General features: G+C 60.6%; 21 protein-coding genes and 1 tRNA gene. 4 read left to right on the top strand and 18 right to left on the bottom strand.

What is annotated here, in order from left to right; translation table 11 throughout:
- Window positions 1–9 precede the first annotated feature (9 nt).
- Window positions 10–435 carry a 30S ribosomal protein S6 gene (gene rpsF, locus CLU85_RS09645; RefSeq protein ID WP_100410069.1) on the bottom strand — a complete coding sequence of 142 codons (426 nt, stop codon included), beginning with the start codon at window positions 433–435 and terminating at the stop codon, window positions 10–12.
- Between the two features lie 303 nt (window positions 436–738).
- On the opposite strand from rpsF, the gene grpE reads away from it, so the two are divergent.
- The 3 genes from grpE to dnaJ all read left to right on the top strand — a co-directional run bounded on the left by grpE (window position 739) and on the right by dnaJ (window position 4,569).
- Window positions 739–1,290 carry a nucleotide exchange factor GrpE gene (gene grpE / locus CLU85_RS09640; protein ID WP_100410068.1) on the top strand — a complete coding sequence of 184 codons (552 nt, stop codon included), beginning with the start codon at window positions 739–741 and terminating at the stop codon, window positions 1,288–1,290.
- Window positions 1,291–1,384: 94 nt separating this feature from the next.
- Entirely contained in the window at window positions 1,385–3,337 is a 1,953-nt protein-coding gene (dnaK, locus tag CLU85_RS09635; protein WP_100410067.1) for a molecular chaperone DnaK, read from the top strand.
- 86 nt (window positions 3,338–3,423) lie between these two features.
- Window positions 3,424–4,569: a molecular chaperone DnaJ gene (gene dnaJ / locus CLU85_RS09630; protein ID WP_100410066.1), complete on the top strand. Its 1,146-nt coding sequence runs from the start codon at window positions 3,424–3,426 to the stop codon at window positions 4,567–4,569.
- A gap of 251 nt (window positions 4,570–4,820) precedes the next feature.
- On the opposite strand, the gene CLU85_RS09620 is transcribed toward dnaJ, so the two are convergent.
- From CLU85_RS09620 to nirB, 5 genes are all read right to left on the bottom strand, one after another.
- Entirely contained in the window at window positions 4,821–6,560 is a 1,740-nt protein-coding gene (locus CLU85_RS09620) for a bifunctional protein-serine/threonine kinase/phosphatase (protein ID WP_100410065.1), read from the bottom strand.
- A 49-nt stretch (window positions 6,561–6,609) separates the two neighbouring features.
- Entirely contained in the window at window positions 6,610–7,422 is an 813-nt protein-coding gene (locus tag CLU85_RS09615; RefSeq protein ID WP_100410064.1) for a formate/nitrite transporter family protein, read from the bottom strand.
- Window positions 7,423–7,752: 330 nt separating this feature from the next.
- The gene (locus CLU85_RS09610) at window positions 7,753–9,066 is read right to left on the bottom strand and encodes a nitrate- and nitrite sensing domain-containing protein (protein ID WP_100410063.1); all 1,314 of its coding nucleotides are present in this window, start codon (window positions 9,064–9,066) and stop codon (window positions 7,753–7,755) included.
- Window positions 9,067–9,124: 58 nt separating this feature from the next.
- The gene (nirD, locus tag CLU85_RS09605; RefSeq protein ID WP_232727783.1) at window positions 9,125–9,493 is read right to left on the bottom strand and encodes a nitrite reductase small subunit NirD; all 369 of its coding nucleotides are present in this window, start codon (window positions 9,491–9,493) and stop codon (window positions 9,125–9,127) included.
- Window positions 9,494–9,509: 16 nt separating this feature from the next.
- Window positions 9,510–12,053, bottom strand: coding sequence for a nitrite reductase large subunit NirB (gene nirB, locus CLU85_RS09600; protein ID WP_100410061.1), 2,544 nt, complete (start codon window positions 12,051–12,053; stop codon window positions 9,510–9,512).
- Window positions 12,054–12,750: 697 nt separating this feature from the next.
- Between nirB and CLU85_RS09595 the strand changes: the two genes are divergently transcribed.
- On the top strand, window positions 12,751–12,957 hold the full coding sequence (locus CLU85_RS09595; protein ID WP_232727782.1) for a hypothetical protein: 207 nt from the start codon (window positions 12,751–12,753) through the stop codon (window positions 12,955–12,957).
- A gap of 206 nt (window positions 12,958–13,163) precedes the next feature.
- Here the strand turns inward: CLU85_RS09595 and CLU85_RS09590 are convergent, their stop codons facing one another.
- From CLU85_RS09590 to CLU85_RS09535, 12 genes are all read right to left on the bottom strand, one after another.
- Complete coding sequence (locus CLU85_RS09590; protein ID WP_100410059.1) at window positions 13,164–13,457, bottom strand: single-stranded DNA-binding protein; 294 nt, start codon at window positions 13,455–13,457, stop codon at window positions 13,164–13,166.
- A gap of 204 nt (window positions 13,458–13,661) precedes the next feature.
- A tRNA-Pro gene (locus tag CLU85_RS09585) sits at window positions 13,662–13,738 on the bottom strand.
- A gap of 29 nt (window positions 13,739–13,767) precedes the next feature.
- Entirely contained in the window at window positions 13,768–14,205 is a 438-nt protein-coding gene (locus CLU85_RS09580) for a MerR family transcriptional regulator (protein ID WP_100410058.1), read from the bottom strand.
- A 97-nt stretch (window positions 14,206–14,302) separates the two neighbouring features.
- Window positions 14,303–14,629, bottom strand: coding sequence for an integration host factor subunit alpha (locus CLU85_RS09575; RefSeq protein WP_232727781.1), 327 nt, complete (start codon window positions 14,627–14,629; stop codon window positions 14,303–14,305).
- Between the two features lie 23 nt (window positions 14,630–14,652).
- Window positions 14,653–17,100: a phenylalanine--tRNA ligase subunit beta gene (gene pheT, locus CLU85_RS09570; RefSeq protein ID WP_100410056.1), complete on the bottom strand. Its 2,448-nt coding sequence runs from the start codon at window positions 17,098–17,100 to the stop codon at window positions 14,653–14,655.
- A 72-nt stretch (window positions 17,101–17,172) separates the two neighbouring features.
- Complete coding sequence (gene pheS, locus CLU85_RS09565) at window positions 17,173–18,225, bottom strand: phenylalanine--tRNA ligase subunit alpha (protein WP_100410055.1); 1,053 nt, start codon at window positions 18,223–18,225, stop codon at window positions 17,173–17,175.
- Between the two features lie 101 nt (window positions 18,226–18,326).
- Entirely contained in the window at window positions 18,327–18,686 is a 360-nt protein-coding gene (gene rplT / locus CLU85_RS09560; RefSeq protein WP_055402682.1) for a 50S ribosomal protein L20, read from the bottom strand.
- Between the two features lie 26 nt (window positions 18,687–18,712).
- Window positions 18,713–18,916 carry a 50S ribosomal protein L35 gene (rpmI, locus tag CLU85_RS09555; RefSeq protein ID WP_100410054.1) on the bottom strand — a complete coding sequence of 68 codons (204 nt, stop codon included), beginning with the start codon at window positions 18,914–18,916 and terminating at the stop codon, window positions 18,713–18,715.
- A 180-nt stretch (window positions 18,917–19,096) separates the two neighbouring features.
- Window positions 19,097–19,702: a translation initiation factor IF-3 gene (gene infC, locus CLU85_RS09550; protein ID WP_100410053.1), complete on the bottom strand. Its 606-nt coding sequence runs from the start codon at window positions 19,700–19,702 to the stop codon at window positions 19,097–19,099.
- 80 nt (window positions 19,703–19,782) lie between these two features.
- Window positions 19,783–21,702: a threonine--tRNA ligase gene (thrS, locus tag CLU85_RS09545; protein ID WP_100410052.1), complete on the bottom strand. Its 1,920-nt coding sequence runs from the start codon at window positions 21,700–21,702 to the stop codon at window positions 19,783–19,785.
- A gap of 318 nt (window positions 21,703–22,020) precedes the next feature.
- Window positions 22,021–23,352, bottom strand: coding sequence for an isocitrate lyase (gene aceA, locus CLU85_RS09540; RefSeq protein WP_100410051.1), 1,332 nt, complete (start codon window positions 23,350–23,352; stop codon window positions 22,021–22,023).
- A 153-nt stretch (window positions 23,353–23,505) separates the two neighbouring features.
- Complete coding sequence (locus CLU85_RS09535) at window positions 23,506–24,021, bottom strand: gamma-glutamylcyclotransferase (RefSeq protein WP_100412468.1); 516 nt, start codon at window positions 24,019–24,021, stop codon at window positions 23,506–23,508.
- Window position 24,022 lies beyond the last annotated feature (1 nt).

Genomic DNA, 24,022 nt, shown 5'->3' with positions numbered 1-24,022 from the left:
CGGGCTGGATCAGCGCTCAGCGCGCTCTGGACGCTCGGCGCGATCTGGGCGCTCGCCACGCTCGCCGCCAGCAGCTGCATATTCAGCTTGGCTGGCCTTGCGGGCTTCTTCGCGCTCGACCGTCTTCATCATGGAAGACGGGCCGGCATCGGCCTTCTTCTTCTGAACCGTCAGGTGGCGCAGCACGGCGTCGTTGAACTTGAAGGCGTGCTCCAGCTCAGCCATCACAGCCTGGTCGGCTTCGATGTTCACGCACAGGTAGTGGGCCTTGGCCAGCTTGTTGATCAGGTACGCCAGTTGGCGGCGGCCCCAATCTTCCACACGGTGCACTTTGCCACCGCCAGCGGTGATCATGCCCTTGTAGCGCTCCAGCATGGCTGGAACTTGTTCGCTTTGATCCGGGTGGATCAACAAAATGATTTCGTAATGACGCATGCATACTCCTTTTGGGTAAGACCACCCACTGCGTCGAGAAGTGGTGTGGCAAGGGAAAGCCTGCGATTATAGCCCGAGGCAAGCCGCTTGTACACTTAGGCGGTGCCAAACCCAACCAAGGCCCTCCAAAAGATATTCGTCGGGGCTCGCGCCCTTGTAAAAACAGGGACCGGGCCGACATGCACTACAACAAAGCGCACTGGACTCCGAGCCAAAGCGGCAATATCCCTGGTGCAGACCTTGACTTGTGGCAGCACGCCCTCAGCTACCGCGCGCACTGTTCATTAACCTTCAGACCAAGACATGTCAGATCAAAGCCAAATCAACACCTCCCAGAATGCCCCCGCCCCCGAAGAAGTAGAAGCCGCCATGGCTGCCCACGCCTCCGACGAGCTGGCACGCCTGCAGGGTGAACTGGCCGAGCTGAAGGCCAAAAGCGCCGATCTGGCCGATCAGTTTCTGCGCGCCAAGGCCGAAGCAGAAAACGCCCGCCGCCGCGCCGATGATGAGGTGTCCAAGGCACGCAAGTTCGGTATTGAGAGCTTTGCTGAGAGCCTGTTGCCCGTGGCCGACAGCCTGGATGCCGCCCTGGCCATCAAGGAGGCGACGCCCCAGCAACTGCGCGAAGGCGCCGACGCCACACTGCGTCAGCTGACATCGGCACTGGAGCGCAACAAGGTGTTGGCCATCAACCCCGATGCGGGCGCCAAGTTCGACCCGCACCAGCACCAGGCTATCAGCGTTGTGCCGGCAGAGCAGGAAGCCAACACCGTGGTGGCTGTGCTGCAAAAGGGCTACGTGATCGCCGACCGCGTGCTGCGCCCAGCACTTGTCACCGTCACGGCCCCGAAGTAAGTCTTCAAATAATTCAGTACGGATGACTTGAACCACCACGAGTTATCCACAAGTTACTAGCCATCCAAACCATTCAAGCATACGGAGAAAAATCATGGGAAGAATCATCGGCATTGACCTCGGGACCACCAACAGCTGCGTGTCCATCATGGAAGGCAACACCACGCGCGTGATCGAGAACAGCGAAGGTGCGCGCACCACGCCGTCCATCGTGGCCTACCAGGAAGACGGCGAGATCCTCGTCGGTGCCTCAGCCAAGCGCCAGGCCGTGACCAACCCGCGCAACACGCTGTACGCCGTCAAACGCCTGATTGGCCGCAAGTTCACTGAAAAAGAAGTGCAAAAGGACATCGACCTGATGCCCTACAAGATCGTGGCCGCCGACAACGGCGACGCCTGGATCGAAGTGCGCGGCAACAAGCTGTCGGCACAGCAAGTGTCTGCCGACATCCTGCGCAAGATGAAGAAGACGGCCGAAGACTACCTGGGCGAGCCCGTGACGGAAGCCGTCATCACCGTGCCTGCGTACTTCAACGATGCCCAGCGCCAAGCCACCAAGGACGCTGGCCGCATCGCCGGCCTGGATGTCAAGCGCATCATCAACGAACCCACCGCTGCGGCCCTGGCCTTCGGCCTGGACAAGCAGGAAAAGGGCGACCGCAAAATCGCCGTGTATGACCTGGGTGGCGGAACGTTCGACGTGTCCATCATCGAAATCGCTGATGTGGACGGCGAAAAGCAGTTTGAAGTGCTGTCGACCAACGGCGACACCTTCCTGGGTGGCGAAGACTTCGACCAGCGCATCATCGATTTCATCATCAGCGAGTTCAAGAAAGAACAAGGCGTAGACCTGTCCAAGGACGTCCTGGCTCTGCAACGACTAAAGGAAGCCGCTGAAAAGGCCAAGATCGAGCTGTCCAACTCGGCTGCGACCGACATCAACCTGCCCTACATCACGGCAGACGCTTCGGGCCCCAAGCACCTGAACATCAAGCTGACCCGCGCCAAGCTGGAGCAACTGGTGGAAGAGCTGATCGAGCGCACCATCGCCCCTTGCCGTATGGCGATCAAGGACGCCGGTGTGTCGGTGTCCGACATCCATGACGTGATCCTGGTCGGTGGCATGACGCGCATGCCCAAGGTGCAAGAGAAGGTCAAGGAATTCTTCGGCAAGGACCCCCGCAAGGACGTGAACCCTGACGAAGCCGTGGCCGTGGGCGCCGCCATTCAAGGCCAGGTGCTGTCGGGCGACCGCAAAGACGTACTGCTGCTGGACGTGACGCCGCTGTCGCTGGGCATCGAGACCCTGGGTGGCGTCATGACCAAGATGATCACCAAGAACACGACCATCCCGACGAAGTTCGCACAGACCTTCTCGACGGCCGACGACAACCAACCCGCCGTGACCATCAAGGTCTTCCAGGGCGAGCGTGAAATGGCCACCGGCAACAAGCTGCTGGGCGAGTTCAACCTCGAAGGCATTCCACCCGCAGCCCGTGGCACGCCACAGATCGAAGTGTCGTTCGACATCGACGCCAACGGCATCCTGCACGTCGGCGCCAAGGACAAGGGCACCGGCAAGGAAAACAAGATCACCATCAAGGCCAACTCCGGTCTGTCGGAAGAAGAAATCCAGCAGATGGTCAAGGATGCCGAGCTGAACGCCGCTGACGACAAGAAGAAACTCGAACTGGTGCAAGCTCGCAACCAGGGTGAAGCCGCCGTGCACAGCGTGAACAAGAGCATGACCGAGCATGGCGACAAGCTCGACGCGGGCGAGAAGGACGCCATCACCGCTGCGGTGAAGGCACTGGAAGAAGTCCTCAAGGGCGAAGACAAGGCCGCGATTGACGAGAAGACCACGGCGCTGATGGCTGCCAGCCAGAAGCTGGGCGAGAAGATGTATGCCGAATCCCAGGCAGCACAAGCCGCCCAGGCTGCCGGTGGTGCTGACGCTGCGGGTGCTTCGGCCTCTGCATCCTCCAACAAGCCTGCGGACGACGACAACGTGGTCGACGCCGAAGTGAAGGAAGTCAAGAAGGGCTGAGCACGCCCCCCTTGACCCCAGCCGCCGCGCCATGCCTCAGCTGAGGCCTGCGCGGCGTTACTGTTCCAACCGGGCTCAAAAAGACCATGTCCAAACGAGACTTTTACGAAATCCTGGGTGTTCCCAAAAACGCCTCGGACGAAGAAATCAAGAAGGCCTATCGCAAGCTCGCGATGAAGCACCACCCTGACCGCAATCAGGGTGATACGGCCAAGCCTGCCGAAGAGAAATTCAAAGAGGCCAAGGAGGCCTACGAGATGCTCTCCGACGCGCAAAAACGGGCGGCCTACGACCAGTACGGCCATGCCGGGGTGGACCCCAATATGCGGGGCCCGGGGGGCGCAGGTGCGGAAGGCTTTGGCGGCTTTGCCGAGGCATTCGGTGACATCTTCGGCGACATGTTCGGCCAACAAGGCGGGCGGGGGCGCGGAGCCGGTGGCCGCCAGGTGTACCGGGGCAGCGACCTTAGCTACGCCATGGAGATCACGCTCGAAGAAGCGGCTCGGGGCAAGGATGCGCAGATCCGCATCCCTTCATGGGAAAGCTGCGACACCTGCCACGGCAGTGGTGCCAAGCCAGGTACCAGCGCCAAGACCTGCACGACCTGCTCAGGCAGCGGCACCGTACAGATGCGCCAGGGCTTCTTCAGCGTGCAGCAAACCTGCCCCCACTGCCGTGGCACGGGCAAGATCATTCCCGAGCCTTGCACGACCTGCTCCGGCCAAGGCAAGCTCAAGAAGCAAAAAACGCTGGAAGTCAAAATCCCTGCGGGCATCGACGACGGCATGCGCATCCGCAGCACCGGCAACGGCGAGCCGGGCACCAATGGCGGCCCACCGGGTGACCTGTACATCGAGATCCGCCTGAAGAAACACGACATCTTCGAGCGCGATGGCGACGACCTGCACTGCCAGGTGCCGGTGAGCTTCATCACCGCCGCCCTGGGTGGCGAAATCGAAGTGCCCACGCTGGCAGGCAAGGCAGCCATCGACATCCCCGAGGGCACCCAGGCTGGCAAACAGTTCCGACTGCGCGGCAAGGGTATCAAAGGCGTGCGTGCCAGCTACCCGGGCGACCTGTACTGCCACATCGCGGTCGAAACCCCGGTCAAGCTCACCGAACACCAGCGCAAGCTGTTGCGAGAGCTGGAAGATTCGCTCAAGAAGGGTGGTGGCCGCCACTCGCCCAGCGGCGAGAGCTGGACGGATCGGTTGAAGAACTTCTTTAGCTGATACCGGCGTTCTGACTCGGAAAAACCGCCTGTGGCTCATGGCCCCGGCGGTTTTTTTGTGCGCGCAGATGCCTGCGCGGCAGCGCTGCCCTCGGGCCGTTCATGCTTCGCAGACCGGTAAAAACCCAGAATGCGGCGCACGTATTCGCGGGTCTCGGCGTAGGGGAGGGAACGCCGCGATGGCGCTCCACCGCTTTTTCACCCGCGTTGTAGGCAGTGGAGGCCAAGGCGACGGATCTTCACCCGGCGCACCTAGTGCCCGGCAACGCACAACGCAGCCAGCCCAATGACAATCAGACCGAGCACCAGCGTTGTGGCCTGCCAGAAAACAACCGGATTGCGCTCTACCAGCGGCACAGTCCGCGTGCTCTGAAACTGCAGGCTGGGTGAATGCAGGTCGTGCAAATACTCGGACACCACTTCCTGGCGCTTGAGAGGGTCTGGATGCAACGCCTTCTGCAATACACCATCCAGCCACGCGGGCATGTCGGGACGCAGGTGGCGTACAGGCACATACCGCAACCCCTTCAGATCGGCCTGAGAGCGTATGCGTACGACCTGCAGACCGTATGGCAATTGCACTGTCAACATCTGGTAGGTCAAAACTGCTAGCGAAAACAGGTCAGAACGGGCTGTGCTCCCCTGGCCTATGAAGCACTCGGGTGCGGTGTACTGCAAAGTACCTGCGATGGGGTCGACCGGGCCGCCTCCTGGCGTTGCTGGAGCCAGTCCGGCCACTCGGGTGGACCCGAAGTCGATGATGCGCACGGTGCCGGAGCGGTCGATCATCACGTTTTCGGGACGTAGATCCTGGTGCAGCATCTCTTTGCTGTGAAACGCATGCAGCCCCTTGGCCACCTGACCAATGATGCTGCGCACCACGTCGAGGTCTGGACGGGGGTGGTCGACCATCCACTGGGCCAGCGTCTGGCCCTCCACAAACTCCATCGCCACGTACACATGCCGGCGAGGTCGGTCGCTGAGATGGGGTCTGAGTACATAGGGACTGTGAATGCGCCGCGCAACCCACTCCTCCAGCAGGAATTGGTCAAGGTAGCCAGGGTCGTCAGACAGTGCCGTGGAGGGCATTTTGAGCACCACCTGCTGCCCCGTCAGCTCATCCACGGCAAGGTGCACATGGCTGCGCGAACTAGTGTGCAGTTCACGTACAACGCGGTAACCCTCGAACTGCATGCGCGGTGACAGTGGTGGTGGCAAGGCAAGCCCCTCGCGCAATGCCGGCAGGTTGTGGGGACTGGTCTCTGGCAGCGCATCAATACGCAACAGCTGCACCGTCATGTCATCATCGGCACCCCGCGCCTGGGTCAGGCTGATCAGCGCATCCGCCGCTGCATCGTAGTCGTCCGCAAATCGGGACAATGCGTCGTGCACATCCGCGGCATCGAAATACGCGTAAGCACCGTCCGTTGCCAGCACGTATAGAGCACCGACCTCGGCCACCGTACAGCCGTAGTCGATCTCCACATTGTCACTGGCACCCAGCGCGCGGCCCAGGAACGCCTCCACAGACGAGAGATGGACACGATGATCCTTGGTCAGTTGCTCCAGGGAGTGCGCATGCAGACGATAGATGCGCGCGTCTCCCACATGCAGCACATGGACTTCGCGGCCTTTCAGGATCAATGCACTGAAGGTGCAGACGTAACCACGATCCTTGTCAAAACGTGCATGGCTGCGCAGGGTCTGCGCATGCAGCCACGCATTGGTGGCACCCAGCACACGCTGCGCAGAGCGGCGCACAGACCATGCGTCAGACGTGGCGTAGTAGTCGTCCAGAAAGCTGCGCACCGACGCTGCGCTTGCCTCTTGGCTGACAGCGCTGGACCCAATGCCATCAGCCAGTGCCACCACAATGCCCTTGCTGCTGAGCAGCGGCTCGCCGGGCAGCATCGCACCATGGAAATCCTGGTTGATGCCCTTGCGCCCAGCGCGCGAACACTGGCCCAGGGTGACACGCAGCGCAGGGGTCATCACACCACCTCCTGCAGACAGAACGCCGTTGCCACCCGCCTTGAAGCAATCATGCAATGGTGCGCTTGGGCGCGGTCTTGTAGTGGGTGGAATACAGCGTGGCCCCCACAAAGGTAAGCCCCCCCACCAGATTGCCGAGCACCGTGGGCAACTCGTTCCAGATCAGGTAGTCCATCAGCGTGAACTTGCCGCCCAGCATCAGGCCGGTGGGGAACAGGAACATGTTGACGATGGAATGCTCAAAGCCCATGTAGAAGAAAATCATCACCGGCATCCACATGCCGATAGCCTTGCCGGACACCGTGGTGGACATCATCGCTGCCACGACGCCGGTAGACACCATCCAGTTGCACATGACGGCACGCACAAACAACGTGAGCATGCCGGCCGCACCATGGGCGGCATAGCCCACCGTGCGGCCTTCACCGATATGGCCGAGCTTTTCGCCCACCGCATTGGGCACTTCACTGAAGCCGAAAGTAAAAATGATGGCCATGAACACGGCCACAGTGAGCGCACCGGCGAAGTTGCCCATGAAAACCAGGCCCCAATTGCGCAGCACACCCGCCCAAGTGGCACCCGGACGTTTGTCGAACACGGCCAGCGGCGCCAGCGTGAACACGCCAGTCAGCAGGTCGAAGCCCATCAGGTACAGCATGATGAAGCCCACGGGGAACAGCACGGCGCCCAGCAGGGGGTTGCCGGTGTTGACCGTGACAGTCACAGCAAACGCCGCAGCCAACGCGAGAATGGCACCGGCCATATAAGAACGAATCAGTGTGTCGCGGGTGGACATCAGCAGCTTGGATTCACCAGAATCGACCATCTTGGTCACGAACTCGGCAGGGGCGAGATAGGCCATTTGACTTCCTTGGGCTGGAAACAAGCACCCCTCAGGCTTGGAGCCCAAGGCGGCGCAACAAAAGAAAACGGCGTCCAACGTGTTGCCCGTCTGACCGGGTGACACAAGGGACGCCGTTATCCTTGGATGCGCGATTCCGTGGCCTGCAGAAGGTTTCTGCAGGAGACAAGTGCCAGGCCGCCATTAGCCTAGGACGCTCTCCTAATGAGCAATTTCCGTACCGTGGCGTAGAAGCTTTCTCAGACTTTGAAGATCCGTTTCAGTGCATCCCCAAGGTGAAACCCCGCGCGTGCGCCTTTCCACGACGCAACCGGCACCAACTTGGGTCACTCAAGGCACAGATTTGGCATCGCGCGGGCCCTGATGCGCAAACGCAAAGTCGGGCAGCGACAGCGTGGCTTCCGCCACATCGAGCAAGCGGCGGTTCTGATCCATCGAGGTCTTTTGAAGCACCCGAAAGGCGACCTCCTCATTCATGCCCAACCGCGCCATGAGGACGCCTTTGGCGCGCTCGATCACCTTGCGCTCATTGAGCGTGCGGCGAGCGGCCTCCAGTTCGGCCTCCATGCTGACCATGCGTGCCGCCTGGGTTTGCAACAGATCCACCAGTGAAGTGGATTCACCAGCGTACACAGCGCCACGTTGCTCGGGAACGGCCGTGGGAGCAAGGGCGATGTCAAAAAAGCGGTCCACGGCGTGCGTGCGCTGCGGCGGGTTGTCGCGCAGGTCACGCAGCAGCCCCCTGGAGTCCTGTAGATCTTGTTGGGCTTCGAGAATACGAGCCTCACAGTCGTCGCGCAGCGTTTTGACAAGATCAACCTGCAGATGCCACAGCGCATGAATGCGCTCCGAGCACACATCAAACCAGGTGTCGCTGAGGTCACCATCGAGCACGGCGCCTGGCCGGGCCACACACAGCGTTCGCCGCAGGCGCTCCAGCTGGGCCATGCCGGGCACGAGTTGCTGCTGTTCCCAGCGGGTGCGCAGCGCAGGTTCGGCGAACTCGGCAAAGACCTTGAGGCTGCGCTCCTGCGCATCAATGAGGTGAATCACACGCTGCTGATGCGCCTCGTTGCTGCTGCCGGACGCATACAACAGTGCACCCAACGCCCGCTCCTGCCCTGCCTCTTCCTCGGCCTGCACGAGGTGCAGCAACGCCACCAGGAGGCGCGATACGCTGGGCAGGCCTGCAGCATCAGCCACATGAAAAACCAACTCGATGAGCCCTGCAATAAGGTGACTGTAAGCAGCCACCGAATCATGTGCCGTCATCGCCTGACGCTCGATCTGGGTGCGCAATGCCGGCAACGACTCCATGCCAAGCAAGGCCCAAGCCATCAACGACAAGGCCTTGGCAGTAGCGCCCTGTGCAGGCTCGGTGTGCTGGGCAAACACTTCGCGCAGTTGCGCCTCCAGGGGCCCCACCTCTTCAACAACCCGCAAGCGCATGTCCGCAAACCGCTGAGCCTTGGACGCCAAAAAAGCCCCCGATGCGCCCCGCTCGCGCTGCAAGCCCTGGATCAGTTGCCCGATCACGTCCACCAGTTCGGCCCGGCTGGCCAGATGGCGCACGGCATCGATCTCCAGTTGCTTGGAACGAAGAACAAGGTTCGATACGGACAAGGTCGCCGCCGGGTCAAGCATGCAATATTCCTGGGTTGTGGTTGATGCAGCAGGAGGCCGCGATGTGGCTGTGATTGTGTCAGGCTGCTGGCACGCTGGCCACGCTGACACGCCCTCCCACCGCACGTACGCTGTGGGCGCTCACCGAATGCTCGGGCGCCTCCAGGCATTCGCCCGTGCGCAGGTCGAAATGGTTCTTGTACAGCGGCGAGGCAACCACGACACGGTCACCCAGATTGCCGATCAGCCCGCGTGACAGCACGCTGGCCCCGGATTTCGGGTCCACATTATCGATGGCAAAAAATTGATCGCTGCTAGTGCGAAAGACCGCCACATGGCGATTGGCGACCAACGCGCAGACACCAGTGCTGGGCAGGATGTCATCGACCGCGCAGATGTCGGTCCAGGCCAGGGAGTCGGTGCTGCTATTCATGGGGAGTGCGCTCATGGTGTTCTGATCCTTTTCAAGCGGCCTGACGAATGGGAATAACCTTGGCCGTTGTCGGGCCGCGCTCGTCAGCGCGCGCCGGACGGATCTGGCCGCGCTCCTCGACGAAGAGCACGTTCTCGTCGGCCTTGTCGCTGTTCACGAATGAACGGAAGCGCTTGCGCGTTTCGGGGTCGGTGATGGCCGTCTTCCACTCGCACTGGTAGGTGTCTGCCACATGCTGCATCTGGGCTTCGAGCTCGGTGCACAGGCCCAGGCTGTCCTTGATCAGCACATCCGTGAGGTAGCCGAGGCCGCCTTCGAGGTTCTCGCGCCAGGTGCTGGTGCGCTGCAGCCGGTCGGCCGTGCGCACGTAGAACATCAGCACCCGGTCGATCATGCGCACCAGGTCTTCCTTGATCAGGTCGGACGCGAACAGCTCGGCGTGGCGCGGCTTCATGCCGCCGTTGCCGCAGATGTACAGGTTCCAGCCCTTCTCGGTGGCGATGATGCCGATGTCCTTGCCCTGCGCTTCGGCGCATTCGCGGGTGCAGCCCGAGACACCGAACTTGATCTTGTGCGGCGAGCGCAGGCCCTTGTAGCGGTGCTCCAGCTCCACGGCCAGGCCCACGCTGTCGCCCACGCCGTAGCGGCACCAGGTCGATCCCACGCAGCTCTTGACGGTGCGCAGCGACTTGCCGTACGCATGGCCCGACTCGAAGCCGGCGGCGATCAGCTCCTCCCAGATGGTGGGCAACTGCTCCACGCGCGCACCGAACAGGTCCACGCGCTGGCCGCCCGTGACCTTGGTGTACAGGCCGTACTTCTTGGCCACCTGGCCCACGGCGATCAGGCCGTCGGGCGTGACCTCGCCACCGGGCATGCGCGGCACCACCGAGTAGGTACCGTCCTTCTGGATGTTGCCCAAGTAGTAGTCGTTGCTGTCCTGCAGGCCGGCCAGCTCCTTCTTGAGCACGAACTCGTTCCAGCACGATGCGAACACACTGGCCGCCACGGGCTTGCAGATGTCGCAGCCCATGCCCTTGCCGTGTCTGGCCATCAGGTCCTCGAAGCTCCTGATGTTGCCCACGCGCACCAGGTGGTAGATCTCCTGGCGCGAGTACGCGAAGTGCTCGCAGATGTGGTTGTTCACGGCCATGCCGCGGCGCGCCATCTCGGCCTTCATGACCTGGGTGACCAGGGGCACGCAGCCGCCGCAGGTGGCGCCGGCCTTGGTGCAGGCCTTCATCTCGGCGATGGTGCAGGCGCCGTTGCCCACGGCGGCGCAGATGCCGCCCTTGGTGACGTTGTTGCACGAGCAGATCTGCGCCGTGTCGGGCAGGGCGTCCACACCCAGGCCGGGCTTGGCCTTGCCGTCGCTGGACGGGAAGATCAGGAACTCGGGGTCCTCGGGCAGCGCGATGCCGTTGAGCGCCATCTGCAGCAGCGTGCCGTATTCGGTGGCGTCGCCGATCAGCACGGCGCCCAGCAGCTGCTTGCCGTCTTCGCTGATGACGATCTTCTTGTAGACCTGGCGGCGCTCGTCCACATACTGGCAGCTGCGGCTGTGGGGCGTCTTGCCATGCGCGTCGCCGATGCTGGCCACGTCCACGCCCATGAGCTTGAGCTTGGTGCTCATGTCCGCGCCGACGAAGGCCGCGTCGGCGTCGCCTGCGATATGGCGGGCCGCCACGCGGGCCATGTCGTAGCCGGGCGCCACCAGGCCGAAGGTCTGCTCGTTCCACGACGCGCATTCGCCGATGGCATACACGTCATGGTCGCTGGTGCGGCAGGCACTGTCGATGGCCACGCCGCCGCGCGGACCGATGGCCAGCACGCACTGGCGGGCCAGGTCATCGCGCGGACGGATGCCGGCGGAGAAGACGATCATGTCAGTCTCCAGATACGTACCGTCGGCAAACACCATGCGGTGGCGCGCACGGGCGCCGTCGGTGATCTCCTGCGTGTTGCGGCCGGTGTGCACCTGCACGCCCAGTTCCTCGATCTTGGCGCGCAGCACGCGGCCGCCGCCCTCGTCCACCTGCACGGCCATCAGCCGCGGGGCGAACTCGACCACATGGGTTTCAAGGCCCATGTCGCTCAGCGCCTTGGCGCATTCCAGGCCCAGCAGGCCCCCGCCCACGACCACGCCGGTCTTGGACTTTGCGCCCGAGGCCTGCATGGCCTCCAGGTCCTCGATGGTGCGGTAGACGAAGCAGTGCTCACGGTCACGGCCGGCCACCTGGGGCACGAAGGGGTTGGAGCCGGTGGCCAGCACCAGCTTGTCGTAGGGCAGCACTTCGCCATCGGCGGTGGTCACGGTGCGGATGCGGCGGTCCACCGAGGCAGCGCGCGCCGCCAGGCGCAGCGTGAAGCCGGTGCGCTCGAAGAAGCCGGGCTCGACCAGGGAGAGTTCGTCGGCCGAGGTACCGCTGAAGAATGCAGAGAGGTGCACCCGGTCGTAGGCGGGGCGTGGCTCCTCGCAGAGCACGGTGACTTCGACGCCGGTGATGCCGGTCTCGGCCAGGCTTTCGAGGAACTTGTGGCCGACCATGCCGTGGCCAATGAGAACAATCTTCATGCTTTTCATCCTGCAATAGCCCCGTGCTCCGCAAAGGAGAGTGCAGGATGAGTGCAAATTGCGCCCGTCATGGGATGCATAGCACCTCACCCTCCGCAGACAGCACGGGGTGTGGGTTGGAACGACCAAACGTGGGCCTGCTAGCCCATCACTCGCTTGGGTTCCGCCATCTTTAGCGGAGGGATTCAATAGGTCCAGAGGGCAGCATTACCGGAGGACCGACATTTCAAAAGCAATATCCACGCCACCTCAACACCCCTCGACAAACCAGTGCACAAACGGAAGTTGGCGGCGTCCATTCGACTTCTTTTGACTGCCGGGGGCTGAATGCATCATGGAGGTGCACCCTGCATCCCCAATGTGGGGACTCGAAAACATCGCACCGCAGGTAAGTCCACAACTCCAAGATGCTTTTGAGAGGCGTGAACCTGCGCCCCCCTCCCCGCGACATGCGCTCCGCCCCGGGAAAACCATGGCACAACTGCGGAGATGCGATCCTTGGACAGTGGTCAACAATCCATCAAGGCCGCCGTCAAGATACCTTCAACCTGTCGAGTGCTCTTTTTTCGTTTGCAAATGGAGTCAACTCGGGCAGACTGCAAATAGCGCGGACATTCCTTCTCCGGCCGTCCGTGACAGAGAAGCGTTGGCACCCATTCGAAGCCCCACAAAAACCATCCATCAGCAGGCCATCAGCATGAGTATGGAACGCAGAATCGCCGCAGATCGGCGCACCGGCAAAGACCGTCGACAAATGGAGGAAGGGCCTCCAACCAACTTTGAACGTCGCCGCGCCGTGGAGGCGCGACAACCAGAGCTGACGGAGTTGCACCTGAGTGAGGATGAACTCAAGGCATTGGGATTTGCGCCCGAAAAGCCGAATCCCTACAAAACCCGCTCCTAGCAACGCTGGAGTGATAGCGCCGCAAATGCCATCGGCTTCATCATCAATGCCCGTACAGTTACATGCATGGATGCGGTGCCCAGCAATGCAAGTGAGGTCAATAGCGCCCCACCAGACACAGTGTTGCTCACAAAAGCCCAAGGCATACAGCACTGCAGACGCAGTGCAGCCAAACGCGCCATCCCATCAAAGGTTCAGCCATCGGCTCACGGTAACACCATCAAGCGATGCGCCACCATGTCCAATGCGGGCCGGGCATTCCCTTGCTTATCCGTCCAGACTCGGGGCGTGAGGCTACCCGAAAGCGCCACGGAATCTCCATCCTGAAGAGCATGAAGGGAGGCGCAGACATCGCCGTCAAACGCGATGACGTTCACAAACAGTATTTCGCCGTCGGCCGTGCTGGCCCGCACCTTCGCCAGCGTGAACGCCTTGCCCGCCTTGTCCATGCGCCGCTCCGTCTCGCCATAAAGCCTTCCGGCCACCAGTCCATCGATCATGAAGGTCCTCGGCCCAGTCGGGCTTCCTGTTGTCGGTCTTGAGGCCCAATATTCGCCTCTGCATGTCACCCGTCACTACAAGAGGCTGCAGCCCCTTGTCCTGCCGCAGCACAAAGTGCGAGGCGATATTCGCACCGAGACACACAGTGAACTGCAACAAGCAAAAAAGCCCAGAACCTTTCGGTTCTGGGCTTTTGCTATCAATGGTCGGCGTGGCGGGATTCGAACTCGCGACCCCTTGCACCCCATGCAAGTGCGCTACCAGGCTGCGCTACACGCCGACAAGACTTAGATTATATGCAGAAAAAACTCAATTCAAAGAAAGTAGCGCGCGAATCTCAAATAATTCTCTACGCACTGCATTCGAGTCCAACATGAAGTTCTTCGGATCGATGGAAAGATCACGCGCCCCGTCCACCAACATGCTGGGCAACTCGGCATTCGATGACTCCATCGTTGTAGCACCTACCACGGACTCATCACGTGCCGGATGCACAAGTTCCTGAAGACGATTACGGGCTCCGCTGATGGTGAACCCCTGGTCATACAACAAGTCCCGGATACGGCGGATCATGAGCACCTCGTGATGCTGGTAGTAGCGCCGGTTTCCACGCCGCTTCATGGGGCGCAGTTGTGTGAATTCTTGCTCCCAGTAGCGCAAGACATGGGGTTTGACGCCGCACAATTCCGCAACCTCACCAATCGTGAAGTATCGCTTGGCAGGAATGGAAGGAAGGGTGTTGCCCATGGAATGCGGATTCAAACCGGAAAGCCGACTAGCGTACCGCAGACATGCCGATACTGCCAGACGCCAACCTCATCTTGAGAACGAAATCGGTACAAATTCACGCCAATGCAGTGGTCTGAATCTGCTCCTTGAGCTTGCTACTGGCGTGAAAAGTCACCACACGGCGTGCCTTGATCGGAATCGCTTCCCCCGTGCGGGGATTTCGTCCGGGGCGTGGTGCCTTGGTACGGATCTGGAAATTGCCAAAGCCCGACAACTTGACATCCTTGCCCTCGACAAGACTTTGCGCAATCAGATCAAAAAAAGCGTCAATCATGTCTTTGGACTCGCGCTTGTTCAAGCCAATCTGATCAAACAACAGATCGGCCAGCTGCGCCTTGGTCAATGCAGGGGTTTCCAGGCTTTCGACGGCAAATTCGATCACGGCATCACTCCCCTTCAACATCGTCAAACACGCAACCTTGCGCCGGTACGCTGGGTCAGCTGAGTCACCACAGCTTGCACGGCCGCATCGATCTCGGCCTCCGTCAGCGTAGCGTCGTCGCTACCCAAAGTCACACGCACGGCCAGACTCTTCTCCCCTTGCGCCAAGCCACCTGCTGGCGCCTCCTCGCCTGCACGCAACGCTTTGGGGCGGTACACGTCAAACAACACCGCAGATCGCAGCATGGCACCGGGCACTGCCTGCTCAATGGCCGCCATGATCTCGGCATGCGTGACCCGCTCAACGACGACGACAGCGAGGTCACGCTCAACCGCCTGGTGCTTGGCCACGGATTTGAACTGCGGCACCACACGCTGCAATACTGCATCCAGCTCCAGCTCAAACATCACCGGGGCCTGGGGCAGCTCCCATGACTGGCGCCACTGCGGATGCAACTCGCCCACAAAGCCCACGGCGCGCCCATTCACCAACACACGCGCACAGCGTCCTGGATGCATAGCAGGGTGTGTACCCGGCTCGAAGGTGGCGAGCAACGGTGCCAGCAATGCCTCCACATCACCTTTCACATCAAAGAAGTCAATGGACTGCTCCTTGCGGCCCCACTGCAACGCATCATTGGGACCATAAGCCAGGCCAGACACTCGCATGGGCTGGTGAAAGCCTTCCACAGTGGTGTCGGTGTTGAGCACACCAGCATCGCGCAAAAACACACGGCCCAGCTCGAAAATGCGAATACGTTCTGCTTTGCGATCCAGATTGAACTTCAAAACTTGTAGCAAGGAACCCAACAGCGTTGAGCGCATGACACTCATCTGACTGGCGATGGGATTGAGCAGCTTGATGGGCTGAGGGTTTGCCGCCAACTCATGCTCCCAGCGCTCTTCTACAAAACTGAAGTTGATGGTTTCCTGAAAGCCCAGTCCCGCGAGGGTGCGACGCACGGCAAATGGGCTGCGCGTGGCCTCCAGCGCCAGTTTGGGCGTGATGGGAGCCAGCGGCGGTGTAGTGGGCAGGTTGTTGTAGCCCACCATGCGCGCGACTTCTTCGATCAGGTCTTCTTCAATGGTGATGTCGAAGCGGTAGGCTGGTGGAGCCACCGTGACGGTGCCATCCCCCTCGGTGAGCGGCAGGCCCAGCCGCTTGAGCACGTCGACACATTGCGCTTGAGTGAGCGGCATGCCGATGACCTTGGCAGCGCGCGCCACGCGGAGCGTCACGGGCAGGGGTGCAGGCAGGTTCACGCGCTGGTCGTCCATCGGGCCGCAGGCCGTCTCGGGCGTGCCGCAGATGTCGATCACCAGTTGGGTGATGCGTTCGATGTGTTCCACCGTCAGTTCCGGGTCCACGCCGCGCTCGAAGCGGTGGCCGGCGTCGGTCGAGAAGTTGTAGCGGCGCGAGCGTCCTGCCACGGACTTGGGCCACCAGAAAGCGGCCTCGATATAGATGTGCTTTGTGTCATCAGACACGGCGGTGGCATCGCCGCCCATGATGCCGGCGAGCGATTCAACCTGCTGCGCATCAGAGATCACACCGACCTTGTCGTCCACCGTGATGGTGTTGCCGTTGAGCAATTTGAGCTGCTCGCCGGGCTGACCCCAGCGAACATCCAGGCCCCCGTGGATCTTGTCCAAGTCGAAGATGTGCGATGGGCGGCCCAGCTCAAACATCACGTAGTTGGAGATGTCCACCAGCGGCGACACGCCACGCTGGCCACAGCGGGCCAGGCGGTCCAACATCCATTGCGGAGTGGCTGCGCGCGTGTTCACGTTGCGCACCACACGGCCGGAGAAACGGCCGCACAGGTCAGGGGCACTCACCTTCACAGCCAGCGTGTCCGGCACCGAAGATGTCACCACCGGAAAGGTGGGCTGGGTCAGCGGCACACCGGTCAATGCCGAGACTTCACGTGCAATGCCGAACACGCTCAGGCAGTGCGCCAGGTTGGGCGTGAGCTTCAGCGTGAACAGCGTGTCGTCCAGGTTCAGATGCTCGCGAATGTCCTGACCCAAGCGAGCAGCGGCGTCCAGCTCCAGCAAACCGCCATGGTCTTCAGACAGCTTGAGTTCGCGCGCCGAGCACAGCATGCCCTGGCTTTCCACGCCACGCAGCTTACCCACCTTGATCAGGAAGGGCTTGCCATCATCGCCGGGCGGCAGCTCAGCACCCACCAATGCGCAAGGCACCTTGATGCCCACGCGCGCGTTCGGCGCACCGCAGACGATGTTCAGCAGGGCGCCCTGCCCCACATCCACCTGGCAAACGCGCAGGCGGTCCGCATCGGGGTGCTGCACAGCCTCTTTGATCTCGCCCACGACGATCTTGGTGAAAGGCGGCGCCACGGGGCGCAACTCTTCCACTTCCAAGCCAGCCATGGTCAGCGTTTCGGCCAGCTCGGCCGTCGTCAAAGGAGGGTTGCAGAATTCGCGCAACCAGGATTCAGGAAATTGCATAGTCGGACACTCTTGTTCGGAAGGTGCGGAGCGCGGCCACCAGGCACGCGCGCGGCGCGAAATCGGCAGGCTTTACTGGAACTGCGACAGAAAACGGATGTCGCCGTCAAAGAACAGGCGCAGGTCGTTGACCCCATAGCGCAGCATGGTCAGGCGATCCGGCCCCATGCCAAAAGCAAAACCGATGTACTTCTCAGGATCGAGTCCCATATTGCGCACCACGTTCGGGTGCACCTGGCCTGAACCGGCCACTTCCAACCAACGCCCCGCCAGAGGCCCGGTCTGGAACTGGATGTCAATTTCGGCGCTCGGTTCGGTGAAGGGGAAAAAGCTCGGCCGAAAACGCAGCACCAGGTCGTCACTTTCAAAGAAGGTGCGGCAGAAGGCAGTGAAGATGACCTTCAGGTCCTTGAAGCTCACGTTCTCACCCACCCACAGGCCTTCACATTGATGGAACATCGGCGAATGCGTCGCATCGCTGTCCACTCGGTAGGTGCGACCCGGCGCAATGACACGGATCTCGGGCATGGACTGGCCTGCATCGAGCATTGCACGGTGCTTTTTGACGTGCTGCACCGCGTGACGGATCTGCATGGGGCTGGTGTGCGTGCGCAGCAGGTTGGGCGCCTCGGGCGTGCCGCCTTCCACGTAGAAGGTGTCGTGCATGGAACGCGCGGGGTGATCTTCCGGCGTGTTCAGTGCAGTGAAGTTGAACCAGTCGGTTTCAATCTCAGGGCCCTCGGCCACGTCAAAGCCCATCGAACCGAAAATACCCTGAATGCGTTCGAGCGTCAGCGACACGGGGTGCAAGCCCCCTTGTCCACGCTGACGGCCCGGCAGGCTCACGTCCAATGCCTCAGCCTTGAGTTGGACCTGCAGCTCAGCATCGGCCAAGGCCTGGCGGCGCGCAGTCAAGGCGGCTTCAATGGCCTGCTTGGCTACATTGATGGCCGCGCCACGAGACTTTTTTTCCTCGACGGAAAGCTGCGCCATGCCCTTCATGAGTTCGGTCACGCGACCCGACTTGCCCAGAAACTGCGCCTTGGCATTTTCCAGATCTGCGGGGGTTGCGCTTTGCGCAAACAGTTTCGTCGCGCTCTCGACCAGGGAATCCAACTCGTTCATATCGACTCTTGAAAATAAACAAGGGCTAGTGCCTTTTCAAGCCCTAGCCCTTGCTGTTATTGCGCAAGCAGCTATCACAAAGATAGCCACTCATCGTGAACTCAAGCAGCCAGCTTGGCCTTGACTTGCTCCACGATGCTGCCAAAGGCAGCCTTGTCGTGCACTGCGAGGTCGGCCAGCATCTTGCGGTCGATCTCGATAGATGCCTTCTTCAGGCCGTTGGCGAACTGGCTGTAGGTCAGGCCCAGTTCACGGGCAGCGGCGTTGATACGGGCAATCCACAACTGGCGGAACACGCGCTTCTTGGTGCGGCGGTCACGGTAGGCATATTGCCCAGCCTTCATTACCGCCTGCTTGGCGATACGGTAGACGTTACCGCGGCGACCACGGAAACCCTTTGCAAGGGCTAGAACTTTCTTGTGACGGGCACGGGCCGTTACACCACGTTTGACGCGAGGCATGTTATTTCTCCTTGTTCGTCAGTAAATTAAACGCCCATACCGGGCAGCATCTGTGAAATCGAGGCCATATTGGTCTCGTGCACAGCGACTGCACCACGCAGGTGACGCTTGTTCTTGGTGGTCTTCTTGGTCAAGATGTGACGTTTGAAGGCTTGACCGCGCTTGACGGTGCCACCGGGACGAACGCGGAAACGCTTTTTCGCGCTGCTCTTGGTCTTCATTTTGGGCATGTGAATGCTCCTTTTCTTTGTGCTCGTGAGGCGTTTGCAAACCGATCTGCAAACTTGTTGGCCCCGAGCCACTTTTATCGACAGGCTTTCACCTCTCGTTCGGTGCCGCAAAAGCAGCACCTCTGACCGCCGCGCCCATACAGGCGCAACACTCAAATTCTCAACAGACTACCTACCGACTTAAGCAGCAGCACCTGGCGCAGGTGCTACCTCCGCAACAGGTTTGGCAGAAGGCTTTTTCTTGCCTGGGGCGATCATCATGATCATCTGACGACCTTCCAGCTTGGGAAACTGCTCAATGAGGATCGAATCGGCCAACTCATCGCGAATGCGGTTGAGCAGCGCCAAACCCAGCTCCTGGTGCGTAATTTCACGCCCGCGGAACCGCAGCGTGATCTTGCACTTGTCACCATCCGCCAGAAAGCGGCGGATGTTGCGCATCTTGATGTTGTAGTCGCCATCGTCCGTACCGGGACGGAACTTGACTTCCTTGATCTCGATGACCGTTTGCTTGGCCTTGGCTTCAGCCGCACGCTTTTGCTCTTGGTACTTGAACTTGCCGTAGTCCATGAGACGACACACCGGAGGATTCGCCGTAGCGGCGATTTCCACCAAGTCCACATCCAACTCACCCGCCATGCGCAAGGCCTCCATCAGGCTGACAACGCCCAAAGGCTCGTTCTCAGGACCGGAAAGTCGAACTTCCGGGGCCATGATTTCACGGTTCAGGCGGTGCTTGCGCTCTTCACGGTGGCGACGATCACGAAATTCAGTAGCGATGGCTATCTTCCTTCAATCAAATTACTACAAACTTTGTAGCTACAACCGCACAACTGACATGCGCCAAAGCATTTTTTCAACAAAAATCAGGCTTTGGTGGCGATGTCTTGGGCGATCAACTCAGCGAACGCTTCAACAGACATCACGCCAAGGTCACGATTGCCCCGGCCACGCACTGCGACGGCTCCTGCGGCCTTTTCCTTGTCGCCCGCGACAAGGATGTACGGCAGCTTTTGCAACGAATGCTCACGTATTTTATACGTAATCTTCTCATTGCGCAGATCGACCGCCACCCTAAGGTCTTGATTCGGCAGTGCTTTTTGCAGCTTTTCGGCAATTTCGCGACAGTAGTCCGCCTGTGCGTCGGTGATGTTGAGCACCGCAATCTGCACCGGTGCAAGCCATAAAGGGAAGGCGCCGGCATAGTGCTCAATCAGCATGCCGATGAAACGCTCCATGCTGCCGACGGTAGCACGGTGCAGCATCAGGGGCCGTTTACGGCTGCCATCTTCGGCCACATATTCCGCGTCCAGGCGCTCGGGCAGATTGGGGTCAATCTGCATCGTGCCGCACTGCCACTGTCGGCCCAGCGCGTCTTTCAGCGTGTATTCAATCTTGGGGCCGTAAAAAGCACCCTCGCCTTCAGCGATTTCGAACTCACAACCCGAATGGCGCAGGCCATCCATCAGCGCCTTCTCGGCACGGTCCCACGATTCATCGGTACCGATGCGCGCCTCAGGGCGCGTCGCCACCTTGTAGATGATGTCGGTAAAGCCAAAGTCTTTGTAGACCTTCTGCACCAAGGCCGTGTAATTGGCGCACTCTTCCAGCACCTGCTCTTCCGTGCAGAAGATGTGGCCATCGTCCTGCGTGAAGCCGCGCACGCGCATGATGCCGTGCAGACCGCCTGTGGGCTCGTTGCGGTGGCACGCACCGAACTCACCGTAGCGCAACGGCAGGTCGCGATAGCTCTTGATGCCCTGCTTGTAGATCAGGACGTGGCCGGGGCAGTTCATCGGCTTGAGCGCGTACTCACGCTTTTCCGACTCGGTGGTGAACATGTTGTCGCGGTACTTGTCCCAGTGGCCCGTCTTTTCCCACAGGCTCTTGTCCAGGATCTGAGGACCCTTGACCTCCAGGTAGCCGTTGTTGCGGTACACGCGGCGCATGTACTGCTCCACCTCTTGCCACAGCGCCCAGCCCTTGGGGTGCCAGAACACCGTACCGGGCGAATGTTCGTCCATGTGGAACAGATCCAGCTCGCGGCCCAGCTTGCGGTGGTCGCGCTTCTCAGCCTCTTCCAGCATCGTGAGGTACTGCTGCAACTCTTCCTTCGACGTCCACGCCGTGCCGTAGATACGCTGAAGCATCTCGTTGCGGTGGTCGCCGCGCCAATAGGCGCCGGCCACCTTCATGAGCTTGAAAAATTTGAGCTTGCCCGTGCTGGGCACGTGAGGGCCACGGCACAAATCTTCGAAATTGCCTTCACGGTACAGGCTCACATCTTCATTGCTGGGGATGCTCGCAATGATCTCGGCCTTGTAGTGCTCGCCCAGGCCCTTGAAGTAAGCGACGGCCTCATCACGCGGCAAGACGCGGCGCACCACGGGCTCGTCCTTGGCTGCCAGCTCGGCCATGCGCTTTTCGATGGCGGCCATGTCTTCGAGCGTAAAGGGACGCTTGTACGCAAAGTCGTAGAAGAATCCGTTTTCGATCACCGGGCCGATGGTCACCTGCGCTTCGGGAAACAGCTCCTTGACGGCGTAGGCCAGCAAGTGAGCGGTGGAATGGCGAATCACCTCCAGTCCATCCGCATCCTTGGCCGTGATGATCGACAGCGGGCTGTCCGCCGTGATCTGGTAGCTGGTATCCACCACCTTGCCGTCAATCTTGCCAGCCAGGGCCGCCTTGGCCAGACCCGCGCCAATGGAGGCAGCCACTTCGGCCACGGTGACGGGGCCGGGGAATTCGCGTTGCGAGCCGTCGGGGAGCGTGATGTGAATCATGGGAGTAACTCTTTCTTTTCAATCAGTGCAATGGGGTGCGGGCACGCGCCAGGCCCAGAAACAAAAAAGCGCGGAACGGGTCCGCGCTTTCTGGAAGAGGTATGCAATCTCGTGCAGGCGCGAACATCCAGCCTCAGCGGCTGGTCAACATCTCCGATGTAGTTCGCGGTGTCATAACCAGATTGCCTTTCTCGCTCTTGTGCAGTGAATTTGTTCGCATTTTAACCCTGCCGCCAACAAAAAAGCCCGAAGCGAGGGCTTCGGGCTTTTGCGCGGTGGATTTTGCGCCACATCCAAGGGGCGCAAAAGTCACGCAGATCAGTGGAACTGCTCTTCTTCGGTCGAACCCGTCAGGGCCTTCACAGAAGACGAACCACCCTGGATCACCGTGGTCACATCGTCGAAGTAGCCTGCGCCCACTTCTTGCTGGTGCGATACAAACGTGTAGCCCTTGTCACGTGCCGCGAATTCGGGCTCTTGCACCATGTTCACGTAGTGCTTCATGCCTTCGCCGTTGGCGTATGCATGGGCGAACTGGAACGTGTTGAACCAGTTGATGTGGATGCCGGCCAGCGTGATGAACTGGTACTTGTAGCCCAGGGCCGACAGGTCTTCCTGGAACGACGCGATCTGCTTGTCGTTGAGGTTCTTCTTCCAGTTGAACGATGGCGAGCAGTTGTACGACAGCAGCTTGCCGGGGCAGGCAGCGTGCACGGCTTGTGCAAATTCACGGGCAAAGCCGATGTCTGGCACGCCGGTTTCGCACCACACCAGGTCGGCGTAAGGGGCGTAGGCCACGCCGCGGCTGATGGCTTGTTCCAGACCGTTCTTGACGCGGTAGAAGCCTTCTTGGGTGCGCTCGCCGGTCAGGAAAGGCTTGTCGTTGGCATCGTGGTCAGAGGTGATCAGGTTGGCGGCTTCGGCATCGGTACGGGCCAGCACGATGGTGGACACGCCCATGACGTCGGCCGCAAAACGTGCGGAGATCAGCTTTTCGCAGGCTTCCTGCGTAGGCACCAGCACCTTGCCACCCATGTGGCCACACTTCTTCACGGCAGCCAGTTGGTCTTCGAAGTGAACGCCTGCAGCGCCCGACTGGATCATGTTCTTCATGAGTTCGAAGGCGTTCAGCACGCCGCCGAAGCCGGCTTCGGCGTCGGCCACGATGGGCAGGAAGTAGTCGATGAATTCCTTGTCGCCGGGGTTGATGCCACGGCCCCACTGGATTTCGTCAGCGCGCTTGAAGGTGTTGTTGATGCGGCGCACCATGGTGGGCACCGAGTCGTAGGCGTACAGCGACTGGTCGGGGTACATGGTTTCGGATGTGTTGCCGTCAGCGGCGACTTGCCAGCCCGACAGGTACACGGCTTCCAGGCCGGCCTTGGCTTGCTGCATGGCTTGGCCCGCAGAAATGGCGCCAAAGGCGTTGACGTAACCCTTTTTGGCGCCGCCATTGATCTTGTCCCACAGCTTCTCAGCGCCGCGCTTGGCCAGCGTGTGCTCAATCGGCAGCGAGCCGCGCAGGCGCACCACGTCGGCAGCAGAGTAACCGCGCTTCACACCCTTCCAGCGGGGGTTCTGGGCCCAGTCTTTTTCCAGGGCGGCAATTTGCTGTTCGCGGCTCAGTTGTTCGTTGAGGGATTGGGGCATGAGATCACTCCAGAGGTTGGTTGAAAACGCCGGGCTGCTTGTGCCGCCCTTGAGGACAACTTTAAGTCTTCTATAAGACCTGCGCAAGCTCTTATGTCTTATAGAAGAGATAAATTTTCTCCTTATAGAACAACAACTTAAACACGAGATTTCTCAATACAGAAATTGATTTCTCATATCGAGAAAAAATGCGGCAATGCAGCATCTATCGCACACCACATTAAGAAATTCAACTTTCACATTATGGGATTTTGCTTGTCGCCGATTCATCACCGCGAACCAATCGCCACGCTCGATCACAGGCACGGACACCACATACCGGGGGTTGATTTCGTACAGCAGGCACAACACCGCACGCCCCTGCACCTGCACGGACACTTCGCGCCGGATGTACTCGTCACTCGCGTCCTCCCCCAGACCCTCGATGGCGTCCAGGACAGCCTCCAGCGCGGGCTCGATGGCATACACCTCGCCCTGCACCCACTGATTTCCGCCCAGCACCATGCCCGGATAGGCGCCCAGGTGATAGAGCACCCCAGCCACCTGCGCTGTCCCCACACAACGTGGCGGGGGTTGCAGGCGCGTGATGTCGTTGCTCCCTCCGCTGCGCAAGGTGCCATAGACAAAAACACAGCGGAGCGGCAGGTCGGGCACGGATTCGTCGGGCATG

The organism is Acidovorax sp. 69 (genome assembly GCF_002797445.1).
In the GTDB taxonomy this organism is placed as follows: Bacteria; Pseudomonadota; Gammaproteobacteria; order Burkholderiales; family Burkholderiaceae_C; genus Acidovorax.
Note: the sequence above shows the minus strand (reverse complement) of the source record. Positions and strands in the feature narration are given on the sequence as shown.